Raw genomic sequence first — 23,358 nt, 5'->3', positions numbered from 1 at the left:
GCCCGGCCGGACGAGACGCCCGGCCGGGCCGCCCGCACCGGCCCGCTGTCCCCGGTGCCGCCTCCTCACGGCTTGCGGAAGGTCCACTGGTGGTCGTCGGCGTCGTCGCAGCCGAAGATCAGCAGGGGGGCGTGCGGCTTCTCGCCCTTGCCGGACACGTCGAGGCACAGGTGTCCGCTCTCGTGGTTGCGGATCCAGTACGTGCCGTTGGACCGCTTGTCGAACCACCACAGCTGGTTGTCGTTCTTGGCGCGGCAGTGGTATTCGGTCACCGGCGACCTGGCCGCCTTGGGTCCGAACCCGGCCAGGTCCAGGCAGAGGTTGTCCTTGACGTTACGGATGAGGTAGAGGTCGGCCTTCCCCGGCCCGCCGTCCTTCTCCTTGAGGTCCAGCTTCCACCGCTGGTTGCCGCCGAGAGCCGCGTGGGTCGTGTCGCACGCGCCCTGCTGGGCCCGGCCGTCCGGCTTGCCCTTGCCGGTTCCCGGCAGATCCAGGCACAGGTCGGTCTTCCGGTTGACGATCATGGTGACCCCCGACGGGATTCCGGGTCCCGCGGACGCCTTCTTCGTGTCCTTCTTGTCGTCCCCGCCCGAGGACTCCTCGTCGGACGAGTCGGAGTCCTTCTCGTCCTTGGACTCGGAGGGCTTCGAGTCCCCGAACTTCGGCTTGTCGCTGGGGTCGTCCTTCGCCGAGGGGGAGCCGGAAGGCGACGGCGGCGGTGAGGGGCGCACCGCGCCTCCCGGGCCGCGTGTGACCTCGTCCTTCGGACCGTCGGCCAGGGTCTTCTCGTCCTTCCCGCCCTCTTCCTCGCCGCTGCTGGCACCGGCCAGCGCGAGCGGCGTGGTGACGAGCGCCACCACGGCGACGGCCGAGGCCGCGACCACCCAGGGCTTCTTGAGCAGGCTGGTGGGCACGAACTCGACGTCCGAACCCCGGGGCCCGCGCGCGGCGTTGCCCCCACCGCTGCCGTTGCTCCCGCCTCCGGCACCGGACGAGCGTCCGAGCAGCGCGGGTCGCGGCAGCGACGGCAGGGACGGGCGCGGGATCGACGGCAGCGCGGTGCGTCGCTTGGCGGTGCCCTTCTGGGCCAGTGGGCCCGGCTGTCCGCCGCCGACGGGCGAGCCGCCCGCCACGGCTGCCGGGCCGTCCCCGACGGCCGGGCCGGTTCCTGGAGCCGGGCCGTTGCCGGCGACCGGGCCTCCCCCGGCGACGGAGCCGTTGCCGACGGCTGGGCCGTTGCCGACGGCTGGGCCGTTGCCGGCAGCTGGGCCGTTGCCGGCAGCTGGGCCGTTGCCGGCAGCTGGGCCGTTGCCGGCAGCTGGGCCGTTGCCGGCAGCTGGGCCGTTGCCGGCAGCCGGGGACGGCCCGGCAGCCGTCGTACCGGGGGCGGCGGCCGCGTCAGGGTCTGCGGTCGTCCCGCCGCCCACGACGGATTCGGGACCAGCGACCGTCCCGGAGCCCCCGGCCGCCTGGGGGTCCACGGCCACGCCGGGGCCCACAGCCGCCGCAGGCCCCACAGCCGCCGCAGGCCCGGCAACCGGCTCAGCTGCTGCCGGGGACGGGTCCGCCTCCACGGTCGGCATGATCGCGGTGGCCGCCTCATCCCCGGTCTCCACGCCACCGGGCTGGTCCTGAGTGCCGCCCCCGGGCACCGGGGCGGTGCCCTCGGGCGCGGAGTGGGCCACCGGGGCGGCGTCACCCGCCGCGCCGCCGACCACTGGAGCGGCCCCGTCAGCCACGGCGCCGGCGCCACCGGCCGCGGAACCGGCCACGGCGTCGGCCCCCGCGCCGGGGCCCCCTGCCGCCGCGTCGCCCTCCGACGCGGCGCTTTCGTCCGCGTCCTCGGACGGTGGCCCGGCGAGTCGGCTGGAGCCGTCGGGGCCGACCTCGACGTGCACCGTCGAGTCGGTGGCCGGGTTGGAGATGACCGCTGTGACGGGGGTGTTCCGCAGCCGCGCGTACCCGTGCAGCGTGTCGAGGATGGCGGTGTCGAGCGGCTGGTCGCCGATGACCGGCACCTGCTCGCCGTCGATCGAGGCGGCACCGGACCCGTCGATGACCACTTCGAAGGGGGCCGGGTCCTCGGGCGGCGCGCCGGGCGCCCGGGCCTCTCCGTCCTCGCTCATGTGCACCACTCCCTGACGTCTCGGCTTGCGACGGAAGAACTCCACGGTGAGAACGGAGCGCTGTGCGTATCGGTTCACAGCTGTGCCGATCGCCGACCGCCTCGCCGTGCCGCACACGTCGCAGCAGACCGGGCCCAGGGCGCCGAACGGGGAACGCGCCCCGGGCCCGGTTCGGGTGGAGACCGCGGTGGGGGCCCGGCCTCCACCCTTTCCACGGATCGGCGACCTGATCGGTTCACCGCGTGGTCAGGGCCCTCACGCCTGTTTGTTCCACCTCTTGTTGGTGTTGTTGACCTCCAACTCGCCCTCGGTGAGGTCGACATGGACGGGGATGCCGGGCCTGCTGCCGACCTTGACGAGGAAGTTGCCGAGTCCTGGCGGGTCGGCCTGGCGGTTGCGGGAGCTGTCCCAGGCGGGTGGTGTGGACCAGTCGACCAGGAGCCGCTTTTCGACCTCCGTCAGCTCCACCACCTGCGACAGTTGCGGCATCTCGGCCGGCGGCAGTCCCGCGCACACCACCATGCCCGCGCGTTCCACGAACCCCTTGGCCTTGATGCGGTCCTCCTCGGTGGGCAGGGCCAGCAGGTCGCCGATGGTGTGGGTGACCATGGCGAGACCCACGCCGCGCTGGCGGTCCAGGCGGGTGAGGGCGTTGACCCGGTCGACCAGGCCACGGCCCGCTTGCAGCACCCGCCACAGCTCGTCCATGACGAGGAAGTGGTTGCGGCGCGGCTCGAGACCCGCGTCGGCGAGCGCGTGGGCGGCCGAGACGGCGCCGAAGCCGTAGGACCAGCAAGAGAGCAGGGCGGCCGCCTGGAGGAGGGTCTCGCTGTCGTCGATGTCGCTGATGTCGAAGCACACGGGGCGGTCGAGCTTCATGGGCTCCGTGGTCGGGCGGGCGAAGGAGTCGCCCAGCATGCCGTCCCCGAGCAGTGCCGTCAGCGAGGCTTCCAGGTTCTCGGTGATGTCGCGGTAACGGTTGATGTCCCCGCGGTCGAGCGCGACGGCACGTACCGGCTCCGGGGCGTCCTTGATGACCTGCACCAGGTCGGCGAGGACAGGTGTGCGGCCGGGGCCGTGCCGGTCGTCGAGGATGTCGAGCGCCGCGGCGAGCACGGTCTCCTCGCGGTCGCCGGGCGGCTCGGAGCGCAGGATCGTCAGCAGCGCGGACACCATGTTCAGGCGCCGGCTGTGGGTGGCGGCCAGGAGTTGGCGGCGCGCCGATCCTGTGAGCCGGGCGGCGGCAGCGGTGGACTCGCCGGGGTCGAGGACGTTGAGGTGGCCCCGGCCCCGGCCGAGGCTGATGACCTGTCCGCCGATGGCCCTGATGAGGTCGACGTAGTCGGGCTTGAGGTCGCCGAAGACGAGCGGGTGCACCCCGTAGCCCGCCAGGCCCAGCGCCATCCGCCGTACGACGGTCGACTTGCCGAGTCCCGGGCGGCCGAGCACGAACATCGAGGGGTTGGCGAGCAGCCCCGTGCGCATGAACCAGCTGACCGGGTCGCAGCACACGGTGGCCCCGGAGTCGAGGTCGCGGCCGAGGGGCACCCCGACCATCGGTGTGCCGGCCCCCGCACCGAACGGCCACATTCCGCAGACCTGGACGGTGGTGCCGCGCCATTCGGGCGCTGGATCGACGTAGCCGACGGTGCCGCCGCCCCGCCCGGGCCAGCCGCGCGGCGTGGGCTGCGGTGTGCGGGGGGTGTCAGGCCTGCGCGCCCGGGTCCTGCCGCTCGTGCGGGCTGCCATGGGTCCTCCTGTGCTGTTTGCGTGCGGTGGCGACGGGTCCGCGAGGCGCTACATCGCGTCCCGCACGGTCTGCGGCAGTGCGGTGTGCAGCGGCAGGACGAGGCCCAGCGGCAGCGCGGCGGCGAAGGCGGCGGCCTGCGATCCGTAGACCGGCCTGACCGCGATCCGGGCGGCGGGTGCCAGGTTGTCGACGGCCGCGCTCGCCCTGGGCAGGTCCTCGGCGGAGTCGACGGTGGCGGTGATCAGCAGCCCGAACTGGATGACCCCGTGGCCCTGTGCCTGTTCCTCGGCGGCCTTCCTGGCGGCGACGACCTCCGCGTCGTCGCTCGCCCTGCCGAGTGGCGACTGCTGGGCGGTGAACAGGGCGTTCTTGTAGTCCTGTTGTACGACGCGGGCGCTTTCGGCGCGGCTGTGCGGGCGGTAGAGCAGGGTGACCCGCTTGCGGGCGATGTCGCGGCTGGGCTGCACCAGGCCGGTCAGCACGTTGGCGAACACCTCGCCCTGCGGCGCCTCCGTCATCGCCCAGGTGACGCTGTGCACGCCGTCGTGCCGGTAGTGGTCCCACGCCTCCTGCGCGGCGGTGGGGCCCGCCTGGTCCCAGGTCAGTCCGGTGCCCCCGGCGGCGCGGGCCTCCTCCACGAGTTGGGCGACGGTGGGGTCGTAGGCGACCCGTACGGCCTCGGTGAGTTCGGTCGCCGTCATCGGTACGGCCGTTCCCGCGCCGGTCATGGACAGCCCGGCGGTCAGCCCCGGCAGGCGGGTGCCGATGTGCACCGCCATCTCCTCGACGTTGCGGCGAGGCGATCCGGGGCGGGCCGCGCCCGAGTACGTCAGCGCGATGCGGGTGCTGATCTGCGCGGAGCCGCTGGGGTAGGCGGCGACCACGTCCCGCAGCATCCTGCGCGCGAGTTCGGGGCCCTCGTCGACCGCGTTGGCGTCGATCTCCTGCTGGAGCCGGACGCCGGGGTCGGGTGCCGTCTCCACCGTGACGCTCGCGGCGACCAGGCCCGGCTCGGTGCCGAGCGCGGAGAGCCACTGGCCCCAGTGGGCCACCCAGATGTCGACCTGGCGCTCGTCGACCAGGGCGGCGCCGTCCGCGTCGCAGGCGACGACGACGGTGTGGTGGTTGGTCGCCGGCACGGTGATCATGGCGAACGCCCGGCCGTAGCCGTCGCGTGCCTCGCTCAGCGACGACTGGGCGGCGAGCCCCGGCAGCCGGCAGTTGCCGCCGCCGGCCCGGCCCAGCGGACCCGAGCGGTAGAGGTTGCCGCCCGAGGAGGTGGTGCGCCACCAGGCGAGGCGGACCGCGCCGCGCTGCATCAGCGTACGGCCGTGCCGGTCGCGCAGGGCCAGCGGAGCCATGGCGAGCGCCAGGACGGCCGCCAGCGCCAGCGCGACCCACAGGGAGATCAGCGTGCTGAGGACGACGGCGATCAGGCCGCCGAACAGCAGCAGCGTGGCGCCCAGGGACAGGCCCCGCAGTCCGGAGGCGCGCGGCTTGCGGAAGTTGCCGTAGGTGCGCGGGCCGGATTCTTCAGTCACTGCCACGGGATTCCCCCTGCTGGTCGTCGTGGTGTCGAGGAGCCGTCGAGAGCGCGGAGGAGAGGAGTTCGCCCTCGGACGGGTCGCCGGGGTCCGCGGACGGCGCCGGCTGGTGGGACTGCTTGCTCGTGGCCTTCGGGCCCCGTCCCGCGGGGCCGCCTGCCGTGGTGGCACTCGCCGCGGCGCCCGGCGAGGCCTGGGCGCCGCCGGCGCCTTGCGCGGGCCTGCGCGCTCCGGCCATCCGGCCGGTGCCGCTGCGGGCCCCGGTGGCTTCCGTACGATCCTGGTGCAGCATCGCGCCGGAGACCGAGCGTCCCGCGGCGGGCCCGCGCAGTTGCGGTACCGCCTGCGCCCCGGTGGCGACCGTCCGGGCGCTGCGGGCCCCCGAGGAGCCGCCGCGCCCGAGGCCCGAGGCGGTGGCCTGCACGGCGGGCGCCGCGAGGCGCAGCAGCGCGGGCAGGGTGCAGCAGGCCAGCACGAGCAGGACCACCCCGGAGACCATGGAGATGATCTCCTTGCCCTCGCCGCCCGGCGCCGTGCCGGTCATCGAGAACGCCGCCGCGTACACGACCGCGGCGGTCGGTTTGTACAGCACGAACGCCAGCAGCCAGCCCGTGGACTTGCGGAACCAGGCTCGGCCCCCGGGGGTGGAGCTGGCGGCGGCGGACAGCGGGAGCGTTCCGGTGAGGATCACCAGCATGGCCACTCGCACGATCATGAGCGCGATCTGCACCAGACTGCCGACGATCACCAGCAGGGACATGATCAGCACCAGGAAGGCCGAGTCCGAGTCCCCGAGCGCGAGCATCGCCGAGACACGGTCGTCGAACTCGTTCACGCACTGCCGCACCGGCTCGCCGTCCGGGCTGATCCGCTGGCAGCCCGTGGACCTGTCGATGATCCAGACGCTGAACCTGTCGCCCGCCACGGTCAGCAGGTTGACGGCCGCCACCCCAGCGGAGGAGACGACGACCAGGTTGAGCAGGCCCCGCAGCGCCTGCTTCCCCGGCTCGCTGCGGCGCTGCCAGGCCAGGTGCCCCGCGGCGACGAGCAGGCACAGGACGGCGGTGAACGAGGTGAACCACAGGGTGGAGCCGCGCAGGAAGGCCGCGGGGCCGCTGTCGTAACTGAGCAGCGGGCTCTCGATCTGCGTCCACGCGCTGCCGAGGGCCTTGACGGTGGATCCCGCCGCCTCCGCGGCGCTGTCGACGATATTGTCGAACGCGCTGTCGCCGAGATCCTTGGGCGCCGTGCCCTTCCCGTCGCCGACGCAGTAGCCGCCGACCGTGGGACGCACCCAGCCGAAGTCGCAGCCGGCCATCACACACCACCCCACTCGACGTATCCGGCCAGCGAGTCGACCGGGGTGGGCGCCGGCGGATCCGCCGGGTACTCCAGGCGCCAGTCCCCGTCCTGCCACAGCACCGTCGTGGTGGCGGCCTGCATCCGTCCGTCGGGGAACCGCCACACCGTCTGGATCACCGCCGAGTCGCCCGTGTAGGTGACGAACTTGAAGCCGGCGATCTGGCCCTGCACGGCACCCTCCCCGCTCTCGGACTCCCCCTCACGCTCCGACTTGGTCCGCGCGGTGATGTAGGGGTCCCGACCCGCGCCGCGCACCTGGGCCCGCGTCACCTTCAGCCAGTCGTCGGCCGCCAGGTACCGCACGCTGATCTGGCTGGTCGCCAGCAGCGCGCCGACGGGCGTGTGCGCGTAGCAGCGCGCCATGTCCCCGCCGGCCACGGCAGGGCCCGCGCCTTTGGACGCCGGCAGTGCGACGGTGCCGAAGAGCTTCCACGTCACACCCGTGGGCGCCGCGGTGGGCGTCTCCTTGCCGGTGTCGCCCAGCCTCGGGCACGGGGCTTCCTCGTCCGCGGCCGTGGAAGAGCCGCCGTCCGCTCCCTCGCCGCCCGGCTGCGGCGCGGCCGGCTTCCGCGACGCCGCGGCCCTGGCGGCACCGCCTCCTTCGTCGGAGGGTTCGGAGGAGGTGAGCACCACCACTCCGATGACGGCCACGAAGCCGAGGAACGCGACCGCCAGGACGAAACCGGTCCGCAGCCACGGACTGTGCGACTCCTCGCGGTCCGCGCGGTTGCCGGGCTCTGCCATGTCCCTCCCGCTCCTCCCCATTCTTGCGCTGCGCATGTCAGCTCCCGTCGCCTATCGCGCCGTCACACCAGCGCGCCGACGACGCCGGAGGCCGAGCCGACGAGCACACAGGCGCCCAGGACGAATCCCAGGCCCTTGACGTGTTCGCGGCCGCCGCCCTTGGAGTGGTCGACGGCCATCCGCGCGGCGACGCCGAAGATGCCCGCGACGCACAGGGCTGTGACGGACCAGGCCACCCACTTGAGCACCGTCAACAGACCGTCGGCTCCGGGTGGTGCCTCCCCGCCGCCGACATCCGGCACCCCGGAGGGTGCCGGGTCGGCGACGACGGAAGCGAACTGCTGCGAGGCGGCCGAGACGGCGGCCAACAGAGTGGACATGCGGATTCCCCTTACGCGCGTCGGGTGAGTCGGGACAGGTCGCGTGCCAACGGCGCGCACTGGCTGGGCACATGAGCCGTGGGCGATTCGCCGAGCCGCCACGGCTCCACCCACGGGATCTCCCACAGGCGGGGCACGGCGCCGGAGACGAGGCGCACCAGGTCGCGCAGGGGGCGCGGGCGGCGGCCCGGGGCGTCGGCGACGACGGCGAGACCGAGCAGTTCGACGCCGGTCACCATCTGCGAGGCCCACTGCTGGGCCGCGCTCTGGGCGGCCTTGAGACCGACCGCGCCGGAGCGCGCGACGAGCACCACGGGCTGCGGCACGTCCCCCGCGGGCCAGGCGCGGCCCGCGTCCCGGCCACCGGGCACGGCCTGCTCCAGCGTGGTGACGCCCGCGCCACCGTGGACACCCAGCCACCACCACGCGGGCCCAGCGGCCGCCTGCGGTGCGGCGACGGGCAGCACGTGCGCGGGCCGCGGCACACCCGCCTGAGGTGCCGCGGGGCCCGTCAGCGCCGTGGGTACGTCCTGAACCGATCGCTGCGGCTCTCCGTTGTTGCCCCCCGAAGGGCGGGCCGGCGACAGCCAGGGGTTGGAAACCGGCGCATCCCCGGCCATGGCATCTCCCTTCGACGCGGACACGACGCCGCAACGCACTGCACGAGTTGACACACGTTCCGAGCGCTGCTTTTCGACTACGGGCCCACATACGGACTCTCGATCGAACTGGTTCAAGGGGGGTTGCGGATGACCACGACCACGGTGAGATGGGCGGGGGGTCTCCTCGCCGGACTGCTCACCATGGTGGTCGGCCTGTCCGTGGTGGCGGCCGCCGACGAGGAGGAGTCTCGCGCTCCCCGGGGGCTGGTCACCGCGCTCGACGGCGAGCACGTCCCGGCCGAGTACCTCCAGTGGATCGAACGGGCCGGCAAGGAGTGCAAGGAGGTCAGCGCCCCGCTGATCGCCGCACAGATCGCGGCCGAGTCGGGCTGGAACCCGTCGGCGGTCAGCGGCGTCGGGGCCCGGGGGCTCAGCCAGTTCCTCCCCGGGACGTGGAAGACGTGGGGGGTGGACGCGGCGGGCAAGGACGGCGGCTCCGAACCTGACGGCGAGGCCGACCCGTTCACGCCGGGCGACGCCATCATGACCCAGGCACGGTACGACTGCTGGCTGGCGGGCAAGGTCACCGAACTGGAGCTGGGCGGCGACCCGACCCGGCTGATACTCGCCGCCTACAACGCGGGGCCCGGCGCGGTGGAGAAGTTCGGCGGACTGCCGCCCTACCCGGAGACACAGAACTACGTGTCGAAGATCGTCACCTCGATGGCCGACTACTCGGGGGACATGGCGGTCGAGGACGGCGGCACGTTCGGCAACCGGGTGGTGGCCTACGCCAAGAAGTGGCTCGGCACCCCGTACGCGTGGGGCGGCGGCGGGCCCGAGGGGCCGGGGCGGGGGTTCGCGCAGGGCGCGGGCACGGTCGGATTCGACTGCTCCAGCCTCGTGCAGTACGCCGTCTACCACGCGAGCAGCGGCCGCACCCTCCTTCCCCGCACCTCGCAGACGCAGGTCACCGAGGGCCGCGAGGTGGCCCGCGACGACATGCGGCCCGGCGACGTCATCGGCTTCAATCTGCACGGCAGCTACGACCACATAGGCATCTACCTCGGAAACGGACAGTTCATCCACGCGCCCAAGACAGGCGACGTGGTGAAGATCAGCGACCTCGGCGACAGCTACTACACCAGCAGGCCCCAGAAGGTGAGGCGGTTCGGATGACGCCACTCGGATCCCGCGCCACCGCCGCCACCACGGCGCTCGCGCTGACACTCACGCTCGCGCTGACCGCCGCCGGATGCGGCCTCGGCGGCAGTGACGGCGACGGCGGCGACAACGGCGGCAAGCAGCGCGCACACGCGGCCGGTTCCTCACCGGCCCCCGACCCGACCGGCTCCGGCACGCCCTCGGCCCCGGCCTCGCCCGACGCGGACACGGGCTCCCCCTCCCCCACCGAGTCCGACACCGCCTCGCAGGGCGGCACCCCCAAAGGCGGCGTTCCCCAACCCGGCGACATCGACCAGAAGGACGCCGACGCGGTCGGCAAGGGAACGCTCACCGCGATGTGGACGTTCGACACCACGGTCGACCAGGGCCCGCAGGACGCCGGCACCCGCACGGCGGACGCGGGCTGGCTGACGCCGTCGTACGCGCGGCAGCTGAGCGAACACCGGCCCCGCTCCGGTCCCGGAGCCCAGTGGGCGACGTGGAAGCGGCACCGCGCCTACACCACCGTGGAGTTGGCGAAGACGGAGGACGCGGCGAAACCGGACGACACCGACACCGTGGCCTGGCGGCAGTGGACCCTCACCACCACGCCGCACGGGCGCGACGGTTGGACGCAGAAACCCACGGCCGCCGCGGCGTACGTCCACCTCGTCCGGGAGAACGCCGACGCGGAGTGGCACGTCGCCGACGTCACCGTGCGCTAGCGCCTGGGGACCTGACCAGAAAGGAGCTTCATGCCCACCACGTACGAGCCCGCCGAGGTACCCGCCTGGCCGGCGTACGCCTTCGTCGTCACGGACGACGACCGGGTCACCGTCTCGGGCCCGCTCCTCCCCGCGTCCGAACACCCCGACCGCGCCTCGGCCATCGACGCCGTGGCCTCGGCGGCCGCCGGGCTCGGCCGACCGGTGCGGGCACAGGCCACCGAACCGGACGGCGCGGTGTGGCTCCTGGTCATCTCGCCCGACGGAGCGGTGGGTGAGCTCGCGGGCGGTGGCCAGCGGGGGAAGGCGCCGAAGAAGCGCGGTGCCCCCGCGCGGGCCGCCGGCTCTCCCGCTCCCGCCGCTCCGAGTACCGGCCCCGGCCCCGGCGCGGGCGCGGGCACGGTGCCGACGCCCCGCCCCGCGCCGGCGCCCGTCCCCGAGCCGGCCCCGGTTGCCGCGGGGACGCCCGCTCCCGAACCGACGCCCGCTCCCGAACCGGAACCGGAACCGGCGCCGGCCGCCGGGCTGCCGGCGCCCGCCGCCGAGCCCGCACCCGCCCCGGCTACGGCCCCGGCCCCGGCCCCGGCCGCCGAGTCGGCCGTGACGCCAGGGTCCCTCGCCGACGCCGTGTCCCACCTCAACGCCCACGCCGCAGCGGGCCGGGTGGACCACGCGCTGGCGCTGGCCGCACGGCTCGACGACCAGACCGCCAACGCGCTCGGCCTCTCCCACCCCGACGCCCTCCGCATCCGGGAGGCCCGTGCGCGCATCACCTCCTTGGCCGGTGACGTCAGCGGCGCCGTCCGGCTCTACCGCGACGTGGCCGAACGCTGGCACTACCAGGGGGCCGACGAGCAGGCCGAAGCGGTGGCGGACTGCGCCCACGCCCTCTGGCTGGAGATCCCCGACCTGGAGACGGCGATCCTGGCCGGCGTGGCCGTGGTGCGGATGCGCAACCAGATACCGGGCGAGTCGGGCAGCGCGTTCACCGCCGTCGTGGAGCACCAGGCACGCCTCGAAGCAGCCCGCGACGCCGCCGCACGGGCCGAGCGCGCGATGACTCCCCACTGAGCCCCGCGCGCTTTACCCGCGCTGAAGCCGGCTCTTGGGAAACGGTTGGAGGCACCGCGTACGCTGCCGCTTTCGACGGCGGAACGTCTGCGGAAGGGGCCGTTGGTGCGGTGGATGGTGACCGGCGGGGGCGGGAGACTCGGACACCATGTGACCGGGGCGCTGACACGGGAGAGCGAACGGGGCGGTGACCAGGTCGCCGTCCTCGACCGGGCGGCGCTGGACATCACCGAACCGGACGCGCTGCGCGCCGTGTTCGCCGCGCACCGCCCCGAGGTGGTACTCAACTGCGCCGCGTACACGGCCGTCGACGGCGCGGAGACGGACTGGGCCCGCGCGCTGCGCGTCAACGCGGAGGGGCCCCGCCGGCTGGCCGAGGCGTGCGCCGCACACGGGGCGAGGCTGGTGCACGTCTCGACCAACGCCGTCTTCCCCGGGGACGCACGGACGCCGTACGACGAGGACCATCCGCCCGCGCCGGGCACCGCGTACGGACGCAGCAAGCTCGCGGGCGAGGAGGCCGTCCTCGCCCGGCTGCCCGGGACGGGGGTCGTGGCCCGTACGGCCTGGCTCTACGGCCGTCGGGGGCGCAGCTTCGTCAGCACGATGATCGAGCGGGCCGCGGCCGGCGAGGCCGTCGATGTCGTCGACGACCAGTACGGGCAGCCCTCCTGGGCGGGGGACGTCGCGGCGCAGCTGATCACGCTGGGCCGCTGCCCGCGGGCGCACGGCGTCTTCCACGCCACCAACTCCGGCGAGGCGTCCTGGTACGAGCTCGCGCGCGAGGTCTTCCGCCTGGCCGGCGCCGACGCTGGGCTGGTACGTCCGATCAGCGACGCGGAGTACGGGAGGGCGGCACGGCTCCCCGCCTACACGGTGCTGGGGCACGGGCGGTGGCGGGAGATCGGCGCGGATCCGCCCCGCGACTGGCGCCGGGCGCTGGCCGGCGCGCTGGAGGAGCTGCTGCCCCTGTGGGCGGTGCCGCGCGGATCCGCGTAGGCGCCCGGCGCCCCCGGCAGGCGTTCCGCGTGCCGGGGGCGAGGGGTGCTCAGAGGATCACGGGCTCGGGGATCGGCAGGATGAACCGGCCGCCGGCGTCCCGGAAGGCCGACTCCTTGCCGATGATCTCCTCGGCGTAGTTCCAGGCCAGGAGCAGGTAGAAGTCGGGAGCGTGCTCCTTGGCGTACTCGGGCGGATGCACCGGTACGTGCGTGCCCGGCAGCACCTTGCCCTGTTTCAGGTCGGTGGTGTCGATGCAGAACTCCAGCTCGTCGAGGCCGATTCCGCACACATTGAGGATCGTGTTCCCCTTCGCGGGCGCTCCGTACCCGGCGATCCGCTTGCCCTGCGCGACGAGTCCGCGCAGGAGCGCGGGCAGTTCCGCCTGGATCTCCGCGACGTTGCGGGCGAAGCCCTCGTAGGTGGCGTCCAGGTGCATTCCGGCGCGCTGCTCGGTCTCCAGCAGTTCGTCGACGATCGGGCGTACGGGCCACGGGCCGTCCGCGTGCCCGACGAACACCAGGATCGAGCCGCCGTGCACGGCCAGCCGCTCCACGTCCACCACGCGCAGCCCGTGCCGCTCGAAGAAGGTGACGAGGGTGCCGACCGTCAGATACGAGAGGTGCTCGTGGTAGATCGTGTCGAACGACGTCTTCTCCAGGAGGTCGAGGGCATAGGGCACCTCGATGGCGAGCACACCCTGGGGGCTCAGCAGTTCCCTCGCGCCGGCCGCGATCTCGGCGATGTCGTCGGCGTGCGCGAAGACGTGTCGCCCCAGCACCAGCCTGGCGGGCCCGTGGTCGGCCTTGATGGACGCGGCGGCCTCGGCGGAGAAGAACTCGGGAACGGTCTCGATGCCGTCGGCCATGGCGACAGCGGCGAGATTCCGTGCCGGGTCGACGCCCACCGTGCGCATGCCCGTGTCGCGGAAGGCCATGAGCTGCCGCCCGGTGTTGCTGCCGAACTCTACGACGAGGCCGTCGTGGGGCATCTCGAAGCGTTCGCGGCACACGTCGACGACGTACCGCATGTGCCGCGTGATCATCTCCGAGTCGGGCGTCACGTACAGGTAGTCGCGGAAGAGGATCTTCGGATCGACCACGTGCGTGAGGCTCATCAACCGGCACGAGCGGCAGGAGCGCACGCCCAGCGGGTAGAACCGCTCGTCGTAGGAATCGGCCTGCGGCAGGAACTGGTTGGCCAGCGGTACCGGGCCGAAGGAGACGACGTCCTGCCAGTCGTCCCGTTCACACACCCGGCACGTGACGACCTGTCGGACTGTCTCGTGCTTTTCCATGTGAGGGAGCCATTCTGGGTCTGCCGGGAGAACACGGGCGGCGAGCCGGGGGCCCGTGCTCGGTCCCTCAGTGATTCGTGGTCGGATCGTCGGTTCTCCGCTCTCGTGTCCGCGCCCTTGACTGCGGCACGGAGAGGTCGACCGTGGGGACACGGGCGCGGCTCATCGGGAGCGTGCCCTCGGTGTTCTCGCCCTTCTGGATGAGCGCCAGGTTGTGGTAGAAGTGCGCCGCCACCACGGTGCTGTCGGTGTAGCGGGGCGTGTAGTCGGGCAGCAGGAATTCCTCGTAGTTGAGGCCGTCCACGAGGGTCTTGAGGAAGCCCATGGACGTCGTGGTGTCGCCGAGTTCGGTGCTGCTGCCGCCGTAGCCGGGCCAGTAGGCGGTCTGGGTGTCCTCCACGACGTAGAAGCCGCCCTCCCGCAGTACGGGGAAGAGTTTGCGGAAGGACGCCAGGACGTCGCGGTTGATGTGGCTTCCGTCGTCGACCACCAGGTCCAGCGGCCCGGTCTGCGCGATCACGTGGTCGAGGAAGTCCTCGTCGGCCTGGTGGCCCTGGAAGGTGCGGATCCGGGCCTCGTCCAGCGGCGACTTGTCGAACACGTCGACGCCGTAGACACGCGCGTGCGGGAAGTAGTCGCGCCACATGCGCAGCGACGCGCCGCCGGCCTCCGGGTCGTCGTGCCCGCCCACGCCGATCTCCAGCACCCGCAGCGGCAGGTGGCGCAGCGGGTGGAAGTGCCTTTCGTAGTGCGTCGTGTAGCGGTGCGTGCCCCACTTGTCCGAGCCGTGGAGCTGCGCCAGCTCCGTCAGGCTCGCGCCGTCGCCGGAGCCGGGATCGCCGTGCGGGTCGTGCGGTGTGTGCATCGCGCCTTGTGCCTCCTGCCCGTGGACCGTCATCGCGGCGCGCCCGTCACTGCCGGGCCAGGTTCTCGAGGACGCCGACCACCTCGGCGGGGGTGGGCTGGGCGAGCATCTCCTCGCGCAGTGCCCCGGCCGCCTCGCGGTAGCCCGGGTCCGACAGCACCTCGGCGGTGGCCTTGCGCACGACCTGCGCGTCGAAGTCGTCCAGCGACAGGTTGATGCCGGCGCCCGCCGCGGCGAGACGTTCCGCGTTCAGGCGCTGCTCGCCGAGGTGGCTCGGCGCCGTCACCTGGGGCACGCCGTTGACCGTTGCCGTCATCAGCGCTCCCGCCCCTGCCGTGTGGATCATCGCGTCGCAGCTGGGCAGCAGCAGGCTCAGCGGGGTGTCCTCCAGGATCCGTACGCCGTCCGGCACGCCCGCGAGCTGTCCGCGGTCCGCGCTGCCGACGGCCACCACGATCTCGGCGCCCAGGTCGGCGACGGCGTCCACGACCATGGGGACGGGAGAGGACTCCTGGCCCAGGATGCGGGTCGTGGAAGTGCCCCAGGTGACGCACACGCGCGGCCGCTTCGGGGCCCGTGCCAGCCAGTCCGGCAGCTCGGTCGCACCGTTGTAGGGCACGTACCGCACGGGCAGCCGGCCCGGTACGTCCGGCACCCGCATGCTGGGCGGGCAGGGGTCGATCGTGCGGGCTGCGTAGTCCTCACGTACCGGGACGCCGTAGCGCTGGCACAGTGCTGCCAGCGCCTCGGGGAGCAGGCCGGTGGCGGGGTCGCTCTCGGCGGTGCGGTCACGGCCGGGCGGCAGCGCGGGGCCCCACAGGCAGCGGACGAAGGGGGCACCGGTGAGCTCGGCGATCAGCGGCGCGGCGAAGGGCAGCGGGTCGGCCAGGACGAGGTCGGGCCGCCAGTCCTCGACCGCCGTGCGCAGATCGCCGACCATGGCGTCGACGAGCCGGACGAGGGCCGTCTCCATCGCGTCGGGGCCGAGCCGCATGAAGCGCCGCAGCGCCTCGTCGCGGGAGAGGGCGGAGGCGTCGTCGCCGGCTTCCGCCGCTCCGGGCCCCGCGGAGATGTCACCGCGTACGTTGAAGTCGCCGGCGATCGGCACCGCGGTCAGCCCTGCCCGGGTGACGGTGGCGACGGCGGGGGGCTGGCCCGCGACCCGCACGTCGTGCCCGGCGGCCCGGAACGCCCAGGCGAGGGGAACCAGCGGGAACACATGCGGCACCGCGGCCATCGAGATGAACAGGACTCGCAATTCGTGTACCTCCTGTCCCAGTGAAGGAAACGACACCAACGCGCGGCTAAAGCGGCCCTTGGCGCGGTTCTCCCGTACGGTACACGGCGGTTCGCGCTTTCTCAGCAGCTAAAGGGCCCCTGAAGGTGCACTGAAAGTCGTCTGGCGCTTCCGCGGGGAAGGGTGTCTCATGGGCGCCTGGAAGCATGGGGAGAATGCTGTGATTTCCCTGCGGTTCCGACTGTTTCGGCGCGGGCGAAAGACGAAGAGGAGAACGAGATGGCGCAGAGCTTCACGGCCAGCCGGATGTGGAACCGCATCCACGACCTCTGGGGCGAGGAAGCCGCGGCCGATCTGTCGGACTTCAAGTCCGACACGAGGAACTACAAGATCTCCCTGTGGGACCCGAGGGTCAACGGAGTCAGGTACCTCAAAGCACTGATCTACAACTACGGCACGCAGCTGGGCCCGGACGACTGGGCCAGGATCCGGAAGATCGAGAACCGCGAGACGGGCAATCCGGTCTCGGTGCGCATCAACGGCGAGATGCTGTGCATGGACTACCTGCAAGGCGTCCTGGAGCTCGGGTTCATCGAGAAAGAGGTCGATCTACGGGGCGGAAGCGTCATGGAGATCGGCGCGGGATACGGGCGCACGTGCCACACCATCATGTCCAATCACGACCTCGCTGCGTACTACATCGTCGACCTCGAAAAGACCCTTCAACTGAGCAGGAAGTACCTCGGGCTGGTCCTTCCGCCGGAACAGTTCGAGAAGATCACCTTCGTACGGGCCGACGATTCCGTGGAAAGTGTGTATTCCGCGATAGGCGCGGCACACTTCGACCTGTGCATCAACGTGCACTCCATGGCGGAAATGCCCGAGGAAACGGTGCGCGCGTACCTGGAGCTGATCGACACCAAGTGCTCGGCGTTCTTCGTCAAGAACCCGGTCGGAAAGTTCCTCGACAAGAACCTGGACGGCCACCCGGAGGGGCAGGAGGCCGTGGACCTGGCTCTGGAGGCGGGGCCGCTGCGCCAGGTGCTCGACATCTACGACAGCGAAGCCGTCGACGCGGCGGTCCCCGGGTACATCACCACCTACACGCCCGGAGACGGCTGGACGTGCGTGGCCGACGGGCGCGGGCTCCCGTGGAGCTACTTCTGGCAGGTGATCTACAAGAACGAGCGCACGGGCCGGTAGCGGGGCCGGCCTCCCCGTGGAGGGAGCGGCGCGCTTCGAGCGCCGCTCCCGGGCACGCCGCGCGCCCTTCGGGGTGCGTACGGACTCCGGACTGGGAGCCCCGGGCCTCGGCCCGCTCACGCCTCGCGGTGCGGTTCCCTGCCGAGTTCCAGGCACGTGCGGTAGTCGGGGAGCATCCCCGCCTTCTCCGCCTCGGCGACCGTGGGAGCGCCCGCGTCCCGCTCGGAGACCACGACCTGCCCGCGCCCTGGCACCGGCAGGTCCAGCGCGGGGTCGAAGGGGGACACCGAGTGCTCGTGCTCCGGCACGTACTCCTCGGAAACCAGGTACGACATCACCGTGTCGTCCTCCAGCGCGAGGAAGGCATGGCCCACCCCGATCGGGAAGTACACGGCGCGCGGCTGCGTGCCGCCCATGGTGACGGCGTCCCACTCCATGAACGTGGGTGAGCCGACGCGCAGGTCGACGACCAGGTCGACCGCCCGCCCGTAGGCGCACGAGACGTACTTGGTGACGCCGGGCGGTGTCCGCGTGAAGTGGATGCCGCGCAGCGTGCCGCGCCGTGACGTGCTGCAGTTGGTCTGCGCCACCGCGGGCAGCGGGTGGCCCACGGCCGCGACGAAGGCGGACCTCTGCAAGGGGGCCGTGAACTGGCCGCGGGCATCGGGGAACACCCGCGGTACGAACTCGAACGCGCCTTTCACCTTCAGTTCGCGGTATTCCATGCCATCCTCCGCAGGGGTTCTGCTACGAGCGCTGTCCCGAAGCCGGTGTCCGGGTGGACCGGGCGGTCGGACGCGCACGCCCGCGGGGCCACGCGCGCCACGCACGCCCACACTCCGCCGCCCTCATCGTGGTGCGTCCCGCTTAAGGGCCTCTAAGCGTGCCCGCGCGCCGCGGGCGCCGCGCACGCACGCACGCCCCCACGGTCACGCACGTGCGACCCGGCGACCCGGCGACGCAGCGGCCCAGCCGCTCAGCCGCTCAGCGGCTTCGCCCGCGCCAGCGCGTCCGGCAGTTCCCCGGTGTGGACGATGCCCAGCCGCTTGGTGGCACGGGTGAGCGCGACGTAGAGGTCCTTGGCGCCGTTCGGCGAGACGGACAGGATCTCCTGCGGCTCGACGACCAGCACGGCGTCGAACTCCAGGCCCTTCGCCTGCTCGACGGTCAGCACGACGGCCGGCGTGTCCAGGGCCTCGGGGTCGTCAGCGAACGTGACCGACCCCAGCGCTTGCAGGGGCGCGCTCAGCTCGTCCAGGCACGAGGGAGGCGTGATGACGGCGAGCCTTCCGTCGCCGAGGCCGGCCAGCTCCTCCCGCACGGTACGCACCACGACGTCCGTGAGGGCGGCGGACTCCACCGACAGGCTCCACGGCGGAACGCCACTGCTGCGCACGGCGGTGGGCGCGACCAGATTCTCGTCGATCTCCCGCAGGACGTCGGAGGCGACCTCCATGATCTCCGAGGGCGTCCGGTAGTTCATGCTGAGGTGTTCCTGGCGCCACCGGTCGCGCGCGTACGGGTCCAGCACCTGGGACCACGAGCGCGCGCCGGACATCGAGCCGGTCTGCGCGATGTCGCCGACGACGGTCATGGACCTGCTGGGACAGCGCCGCATCAGCACCCGCCAGGCCATGGGCGACAGCTCCTGCGCCTCGTCGATGATGACGTGGCCGAACGCCCAGGTGCGGTCGGCCCGCGCGCGGTCGGCGGTGGACGTGAAGCGTGTTCCGCCCTCGTACTGCGCGACGAGCTGTTCCGAGCTGACCATCTTGATGCCCATCTCGCCCAGCGCCTCCTTGGCGTAGGCGACCGCCTCCTGACGCTCGTGTGCGGCGACCTGTTCGGCGCGGCGCTCCTCGGCGCTCTTGACGTGGCCGAGCTGTTCGGCCGCCTCGTCGAGCAGCGGCACGTCGGCGGGCGTCCACCGCAGGTTCTCCGGGGTGTCCTCGTCCGGCCGCGGGCGCAGCAGTGCCGCACGCTCGGCCTCGGTCAGCTCGGGAGAGGCGTCGGCGAGCAGCTTCGGATCGGCGTACAGCGCGGTGAGCAGCCGCTGCGGGCTCACTTCCGGCCACAGCCGCTTCACGGCCGCCTGGACGTCGGCGTCGGCGAGCAGTTCGGCGGACAGGTCCTCGGTGTCCTCGGGCCTGAGGGTCTGGCCGAGCTGGGAGGCCAGGCGCTTGGTGAGGCCGTCGATGATTTCCTTGATGAAGATCCGGCGCGCGTGGTTGTGCGGCTGACGCGTCTCGCGGGCCGCGTCGCGGGCGCGGCCGCACAGGGCGCGGGTCAGCCGGATCTCCTGCTGGTGGACCGTGTTCCGGTTGACGGTCAGGGTGATCGGCTCGTCCGGCAGCCGTTGCAGATTGCGCACGGCGTTCGCCAGGACGTCGGCCATGCGCGGGTCGCCCTTGACCGCGACGGCCTCCGGCGTCTCCTGCCCGGCCGCCTCGATCCCGGGGAAGAGCTGGCCGACGCTGCTGAGCAGGACGTCGTTCTCGCCGAGCGAGGGCAGCACCTGGTCGATGTAGCGCATGAACGTGGGGTTGGGTCCGATCACCAGGACGCCGCGCTTGGCGAGGCGGTCGCGGTGCGTGTAGAGCAGGTACGCGGCGCGGTGCAGCGCCACGACGGTCTTGCCCGTGCCAGGGCCGCCCTGGACGACGAGGATCCCGGACAGTCCGGAGCGGATGATGCGGTCCTGCTCGCCCTGGATGGTCGAGACGATGTCGTGCATGCGGCCGGTCCTGCTGGCCGTCAGAGCGGCGAACAGTGCCGACTCCCCGTTCAGCGAGCCGCGTTCGGCGTCGCTGAGCTCCTCGAGCTCGAACACGTCGTCGTCGACGCCGATCACCGTACGGTCCTTCGTGCGGATCTGACGACGCCGCCGCACGCCCCGCGGCGTAGCGGGGGTGGCGCGGTAGAAGCCCTCGGCCGCGGGCGCGCGCCAGTCGACGAGCAGCGGCTCGTAGTCCTCGTCGGCCATGCTGATGCGGCCCACGTGGAGGGTCTCGCCGTCCTTCATGTCCAGCCGGCCGAAGCACAGCCCCTGCTCGGCCGCCGACAGCTGCGACAGGCGCCGCGTGTAGTGCTCCTCGAGCGACTCGCGCTCCACGCGCGACTGGTAGGTACCTCCGTCCCCGCCCCGCAGGTGGACCTCCCGCAGCTGTTCATCGGCCTGACCGCGCAGTGTGTCGAGCCGGTCGTAGAGAGTCGAGACGTACTCCTGCTCGGCCTTCAGCTCCCGCTCCCGGTACGTGCGCACCGCGTCGTTCCCGGTCCCGGCGTTCTCCACGGGTCCGTTGCCCATACTTGTCCTTAATTCGCGTTGGCGTCAGGTCGAAACTGAGGAGCCGGCCCGGTGTCTCAGGTCGGTACCGTTCTGGGGCTGTGGCCGCCGGTGGCCGTCCGGCCGGCGTGCGGTCCCGCACCGCAGTCGTCCGACGGCGGGATCGCACCGTCGAGGATCTCCGCCGTCAGATCGGTGCGCGAGCGCACCCGGAGCTTACGGTAGACGCGGGTCAGGTGCTGCTCCACCGTACTCACGGTGAGGAACAGCTGCCGGGCGATCTGCCGGTTGGTCCGCCCCGCCACGGCCAGGGACGCCACGCGGCGTTCCGCGTCGCTGAGCGCCAAGTGGCCCTCGCACTCCCTCGGCTCTGGCACGCGGCCCGAGCCGGCGGCGGGGTGGCGGGTGCCGGGGCGGCGCTCGTCCCCGGGGAGCTCGAAACCGCACGCGTCGGCCAGCCGGGCGGCGGACATCCGCACGGTGTGCGCCGCCTCCACGTCACCGCGGCTGCGGTGCACCAGGCTGAGGTCCAGGAGCGTCCGTGCCTGCTCGTAGCGGTCGCCGTACTCCTCCAGCAGGCGCAGCGACTCGCGCAGCAGCGGCAGTTCGTCACGGGACTCCTCCGAGGCGGCCAGTACGCGCAGGGTGGTGCCCCGGATCCACCGCTCGTCCGGGCGCAGCAGCGCCAGCTGTTCCCTGGCGTACTGCCGCGCCTCCTGTTTACGGCCCAGCGCCAGACACATCTCGGCCGCGTCCGTGCGCCACGGCACCACGGCGGACAGGTCGATCCGCCAGTTGCCCATCAGCTCGCCGCACTGGCGGAAGTCGCCCAGCGCGGCGTGCGGACGCCCCCTGGCGGCGAAGTAACGCCCCCGTGCGCGGAGGTAGTCCAGCCCGAAGGGCGTGCGGAACATGCCGGTGGTGACCGGCACGCGCAGATACTCCTCGGCCTCCTGATGGCGGCCCGCCGCGACGCTGGAGAGCACCAGGCTGGCCAGCGGCGAGCCGATGAAGATTCCCCAGCTCTTGACCGGGTGGGCCTGCAAGGCCTCGCGGGCCGCGTCCGCCGCCCGGCGCATGTCGCCCGTCCGCAGATGGATGTGCGCCCGAATGGCTTGCAGGAGAGCGCACCACATGGGGGCGTTCCACTTGCGGGCGTCCTCGACGAGGGAGTCGCACGAGAGGGCGGCCTCGTCCAGCCGGTCGGTGTAGATGAGCACCACCAGTGCCGCGGTCGCGGGCAGGAACCCCTCGTTGTCCACGGAGAACCGCTGGATCGCCTCGTCGACGTCCAGGAACTCGCTGCCGGCGCCACTGCCCGTCAGCGCCTCGTACATGGCGCTCAGGGCGCGCCTGTGGAGGCTGTGCCGGGCGGCGGCGCCGGCCGACTCCTCAGGGAGCGGGCCCGGGCAGGAGAAGCCCAGCCACAGGCGTGCGGTGTTCAGGGCGTCGTCGAACTCGTCCGCGCCGAGCGGGTTCCGCTTGCGGGTTTCCTCGGTCGCCGTGAAGACCTCCCTGGCCTCACCGGTCCTCCCGTGCCACAGCAGGTGGGCGATGAGCTGAGTGGCCTCGTACGCCGACAGTTTGTTCAGCCGTGCCGCGGCGGTCAGCTCCGGCAGGTGCCGCACGGCTGCCGCGGGGTTGACCCGCCACTGCACGCGCATCAGGGCGGACAGGACGGTCATCCGCTGGCGTTCGTCTGCGCAGCTCTCGTGGGCGGCCCGGAGGCTGTCGATGGCCAGTGTCACGTCGTTGTCCGCGATGGCCTGCCGGGCGGCGTCCAGGAGAACGGGCGTGGCCCAGCTCTCGCCGAAGGGCGACGCCGCGATCAGGTGCCTGGCCAGGTCGATCGATCCGCGCCCGTGGTTGCGCAGCACCCGTGCCGCGTCGGCGTGCAGCCGACTGCGGCAGTCGGGCGTCATGCTGTCCAGCACGGCGTCCCTGACGGCCTCGTGCCGGAAGCGGCCGTTGTCCAGTAATCCCATCGCGACCAGCGCCTCGGTCGCCTGCCGGGCGGTGTCCGTGTCGAGGCCGAGGACTTCGGCGAGCACGGCGGGCGAGGCCGGCTCGTCGCCGAGGACCGCCCTCACCCTGGCACAGTCCCTGAGCGTTTCCCCGCAGCGGTAGAGGCAGTTGGAGACGGCCTGACGGAACGCCTCTCCGGGTACGAGCGGGGCAGGGCGCCCGCCCGCCGGTGGGCGGGCGTCCTCCAGCAGGGCGCCCAGCAGCAGCGGGTTGCCGCCGCTGACGCGGTGGCAGGCGGCGGACTCCTCCGGCGGGCGGGCGCCCGCGACGTCGGCGATCATCCGGGAGACGCCGTCGGCGCTCAGGAGCGGGAGCTTGAGCCTTCTGCCGTTCGGCTGGCGGAAGAGCTCCGCGTGGAACCAGGGGTACGTCTGGTGGGCGCGGCAGTCCTCGTTGAGTACCAGCAGGACGCGCGCCGAGCGCATCCGCCGTGCGACGTAGAGCAGGCTGTCCAGGGACGCGCGGTCGGCGTCGTGCACCTCGTCGACGCCGATCACCACCGGGCGCGACTCGGCCTGGCGTCGGATCAGTTCCCACAGTTCCCGTTCCAGGCCCATGGTGACCGCGGGGTCGATGTCCGCCGTCCCCGCGTGCGGCCCCACGGAGGGCGTCTCGCTCTCGACGCGCTTGAGCAGCGGGTCGATGTCGGCCGCGGGCAGCCCGCTCGTCCGCACGAGTTGTGAGATGACGCCGAACGGCCTGTCCTGTTCCGAGCGGGAGGCGGCGGCGTGCAGGACGACAGCGCCGGACCGCTCGGCGCGCTGGGTGAGCACGTGCAGCAGGGTGGTCTTGCCGCTGCCCACGACACCGCGGACGACCACCACTCCGCCTTCTCCGGCCGCGCAGTCGGACAGGGCACGGGTGAGCGTCTCCAGTTCGACGTCCCGTTCGATCAGTCTTGTCGGTTCGGTCAGTCTTGTCGGCTGCTGGCTTCGGCAGTTGAGAGCCGCTTGTGGGCTCGAAGAGCGCATCGGGCAC

The 23,358-nt window shown here is 72.6% G+C and carries 18 protein-coding genes; 5 read left to right on the top strand and 13 right to left on the bottom strand.

All coding sequences use genetic code 11. The annotated features are described in order from the left end of the window. Positions 1 to 65 precede the first annotated feature (65 nt). The 7 genes from DQ392_RS22030 to DQ392_RS22000 form a co-directional block, all read right to left on the bottom strand. Positions 66 to 2,126, bottom strand: a complete 2,061-nt coding sequence (locus DQ392_RS22030; RefSeq protein ID WP_114017424.1) for an RICIN domain-containing protein — start codon at positions 2,124 to 2,126, stop codon at positions 66 to 68. A gap of 255 nt (positions 2,127 to 2,381) precedes the next feature. Continuing rightward, complete coding sequence (locus DQ392_RS22025; protein ID WP_114017423.1) at positions 2,382 to 3,875, bottom strand: ATP/GTP-binding protein; 1,494 nt, start codon at positions 3,873 to 3,875, stop codon at positions 2,382 to 2,384. Between the two features lie 48 nt (positions 3,876 to 3,923). Further along, complete coding sequence (locus DQ392_RS22020) at positions 3,924 to 5,423, bottom strand: SCO6880 family protein (RefSeq protein WP_245981763.1); 1,500 nt, start codon at positions 5,421 to 5,423, stop codon at positions 3,924 to 3,926. Next, a complete protein-coding gene (locus DQ392_RS22015) occupies positions 5,410 to 6,738 on the bottom strand; it encodes a hypothetical protein (RefSeq protein ID WP_114017421.1) in 1,329 nt (442 codons plus the stop codon). The genes DQ392_RS22020 and DQ392_RS22015 overlap by 14 nt, the downstream gene beginning before the upstream one ends. After that, a complete protein-coding gene (locus DQ392_RS22010; protein WP_114017420.1) occupies positions 6,738 to 7,526 on the bottom strand; it encodes a DUF8175 domain-containg protein in 789 nt (262 codons plus the stop codon). Before DQ392_RS22010 ends, DQ392_RS22015 begins: the two co-directional genes overlap by 1 nt. Positions 7,527 to 7,588: 62 nt before the next feature. Beyond that, positions 7,589 to 7,906: a hypothetical protein gene (locus DQ392_RS22005; protein WP_114017419.1), complete on the bottom strand. Its 318-nt coding sequence runs from the start codon at positions 7,904 to 7,906 to the stop codon at positions 7,589 to 7,591. Between the two features lie 11 nt (positions 7,907 to 7,917). Continuing rightward, positions 7,918 to 8,526, bottom strand: coding sequence for a DUF6668 family protein (locus DQ392_RS22000; protein ID WP_114017418.1), 609 nt, complete (start codon positions 8,524 to 8,526; stop codon positions 7,918 to 7,920). Between the two features lie 129 nt (positions 8,527 to 8,655). Here DQ392_RS22000 and DQ392_RS21995 point away from each other — a divergent pair, with 129 nt between their 5' ends. From DQ392_RS21995 to rfbD, 4 genes are all read left to right on the top strand, one after another. Then, on the top strand, positions 8,656 to 9,687 hold the full coding sequence (locus tag DQ392_RS21995) for a bifunctional lytic transglycosylase/C40 family peptidase (RefSeq protein WP_114017417.1): 1,032 nt from the start codon (positions 8,656 to 8,658) through the stop codon (positions 9,685 to 9,687). Further along, positions 9,684 to 10,397 carry a hypothetical protein gene (locus DQ392_RS21990; protein ID WP_114017416.1) on the top strand — a complete coding sequence of 238 codons (714 nt, stop codon included), beginning with the start codon at positions 9,684 to 9,686 and terminating at the stop codon, positions 10,395 to 10,397. The genes DQ392_RS21995 and DQ392_RS21990 overlap by 4 nt, the downstream gene beginning before the upstream one ends. A 30-nt stretch (positions 10,398 to 10,427) precedes the next feature. Continuing rightward, positions 10,428 to 11,468: a hypothetical protein gene (locus DQ392_RS21985; protein WP_181856531.1), complete on the top strand. Its 1,041-nt coding sequence runs from the start codon at positions 10,428 to 10,430 to the stop codon at positions 11,466 to 11,468. Positions 11,469 to 11,573: 105 nt separating this feature from the next. Further along, a complete protein-coding gene (gene rfbD, locus DQ392_RS21980) occupies positions 11,574 to 12,467 on the top strand; it encodes a dTDP-4-dehydrorhamnose reductase (RefSeq protein WP_114017414.1) in 894 nt (297 codons plus the stop codon). A 49-nt stretch (positions 12,468 to 12,516) separates the two neighbouring features. Here rfbD and DQ392_RS21975 read toward each other — a convergent pair whose 3' ends face one another. The 3 genes from DQ392_RS21975 to DQ392_RS21965 form a co-directional block, all read right to left on the bottom strand. After that, positions 12,517 to 13,764: a class I SAM-dependent methyltransferase gene (locus tag DQ392_RS21975; RefSeq protein ID WP_114017413.1), complete on the bottom strand. Its 1,248-nt coding sequence runs from the start codon at positions 13,762 to 13,764 to the stop codon at positions 12,517 to 12,519. A 67-nt stretch (positions 13,765 to 13,831) separates the two neighbouring features. Continuing rightward, positions 13,832 to 14,629, bottom strand: coding sequence for an O-methyltransferase (locus tag DQ392_RS21970; RefSeq protein ID WP_114017412.1), 798 nt, complete (start codon positions 14,627 to 14,629; stop codon positions 13,832 to 13,834). 46 nt (positions 14,630 to 14,675) lie between these two features. Then, positions 14,676 to 15,887, bottom strand: coding sequence for a nucleotide disphospho-sugar-binding domain-containing protein (locus DQ392_RS21965; RefSeq protein ID WP_114017411.1), 1,212 nt, complete (start codon positions 15,885 to 15,887; stop codon positions 14,676 to 14,678). Between the two features lie 258 nt (positions 15,888 to 16,145). Between DQ392_RS21965 and DQ392_RS21960 the strand changes: the two genes are divergently transcribed. Continuing rightward, on the top strand, positions 16,146 to 17,069 hold the full coding sequence (locus DQ392_RS21960) for a putative sugar O-methyltransferase (RefSeq protein WP_114017410.1): 924 nt from the start codon (positions 16,146 to 16,148) through the stop codon (positions 17,067 to 17,069). Between the two features lie 116 nt (positions 17,070 to 17,185). Here the strand turns inward: DQ392_RS21960 and DQ392_RS21955 are convergent, their stop codons facing one another. From DQ392_RS21955 to DQ392_RS21945, 3 genes are all read right to left on the bottom strand, one after another. Beyond that, complete coding sequence (locus DQ392_RS21955; RefSeq protein WP_114017409.1) at positions 17,186 to 17,794, bottom strand: dTDP-4-dehydrorhamnose 3,5-epimerase family protein; 609 nt, start codon at positions 17,792 to 17,794, stop codon at positions 17,186 to 17,188. Between the two features lie 251 nt (positions 17,795 to 18,045). Then, the gene (locus tag DQ392_RS21950) at positions 18,046 to 20,376 is read right to left on the bottom strand and encodes a HelD family protein (RefSeq protein ID WP_114017408.1); all 2,331 of its coding nucleotides are present in this window, start codon (positions 20,374 to 20,376) and stop codon (positions 18,046 to 18,048) included. 56 nt (positions 20,377 to 20,432) lie between these two features. After that, positions 20,433 to 23,351: a BREX system ATP-binding domain-containing protein gene (locus DQ392_RS21945; RefSeq protein ID WP_114017407.1), complete on the bottom strand. Its 2,919-nt coding sequence runs from the start codon at positions 23,349 to 23,351 to the stop codon at positions 20,433 to 20,435. Positions 23,352 to 23,358 lie beyond the last annotated feature (7 nt).

The sequence above is a fragment of the Streptomyces reniochalinae genome, assembly GCF_003323735.1.
GTDB classification, from domain to species: domain Bacteria; phylum Actinomycetota; class Actinomycetes; order Streptomycetales; family Streptomycetaceae; genus Streptomyces; species Streptomyces reniochalinae.
This window is presented reverse-complemented; position numbering and strand designations above follow the sequence as displayed.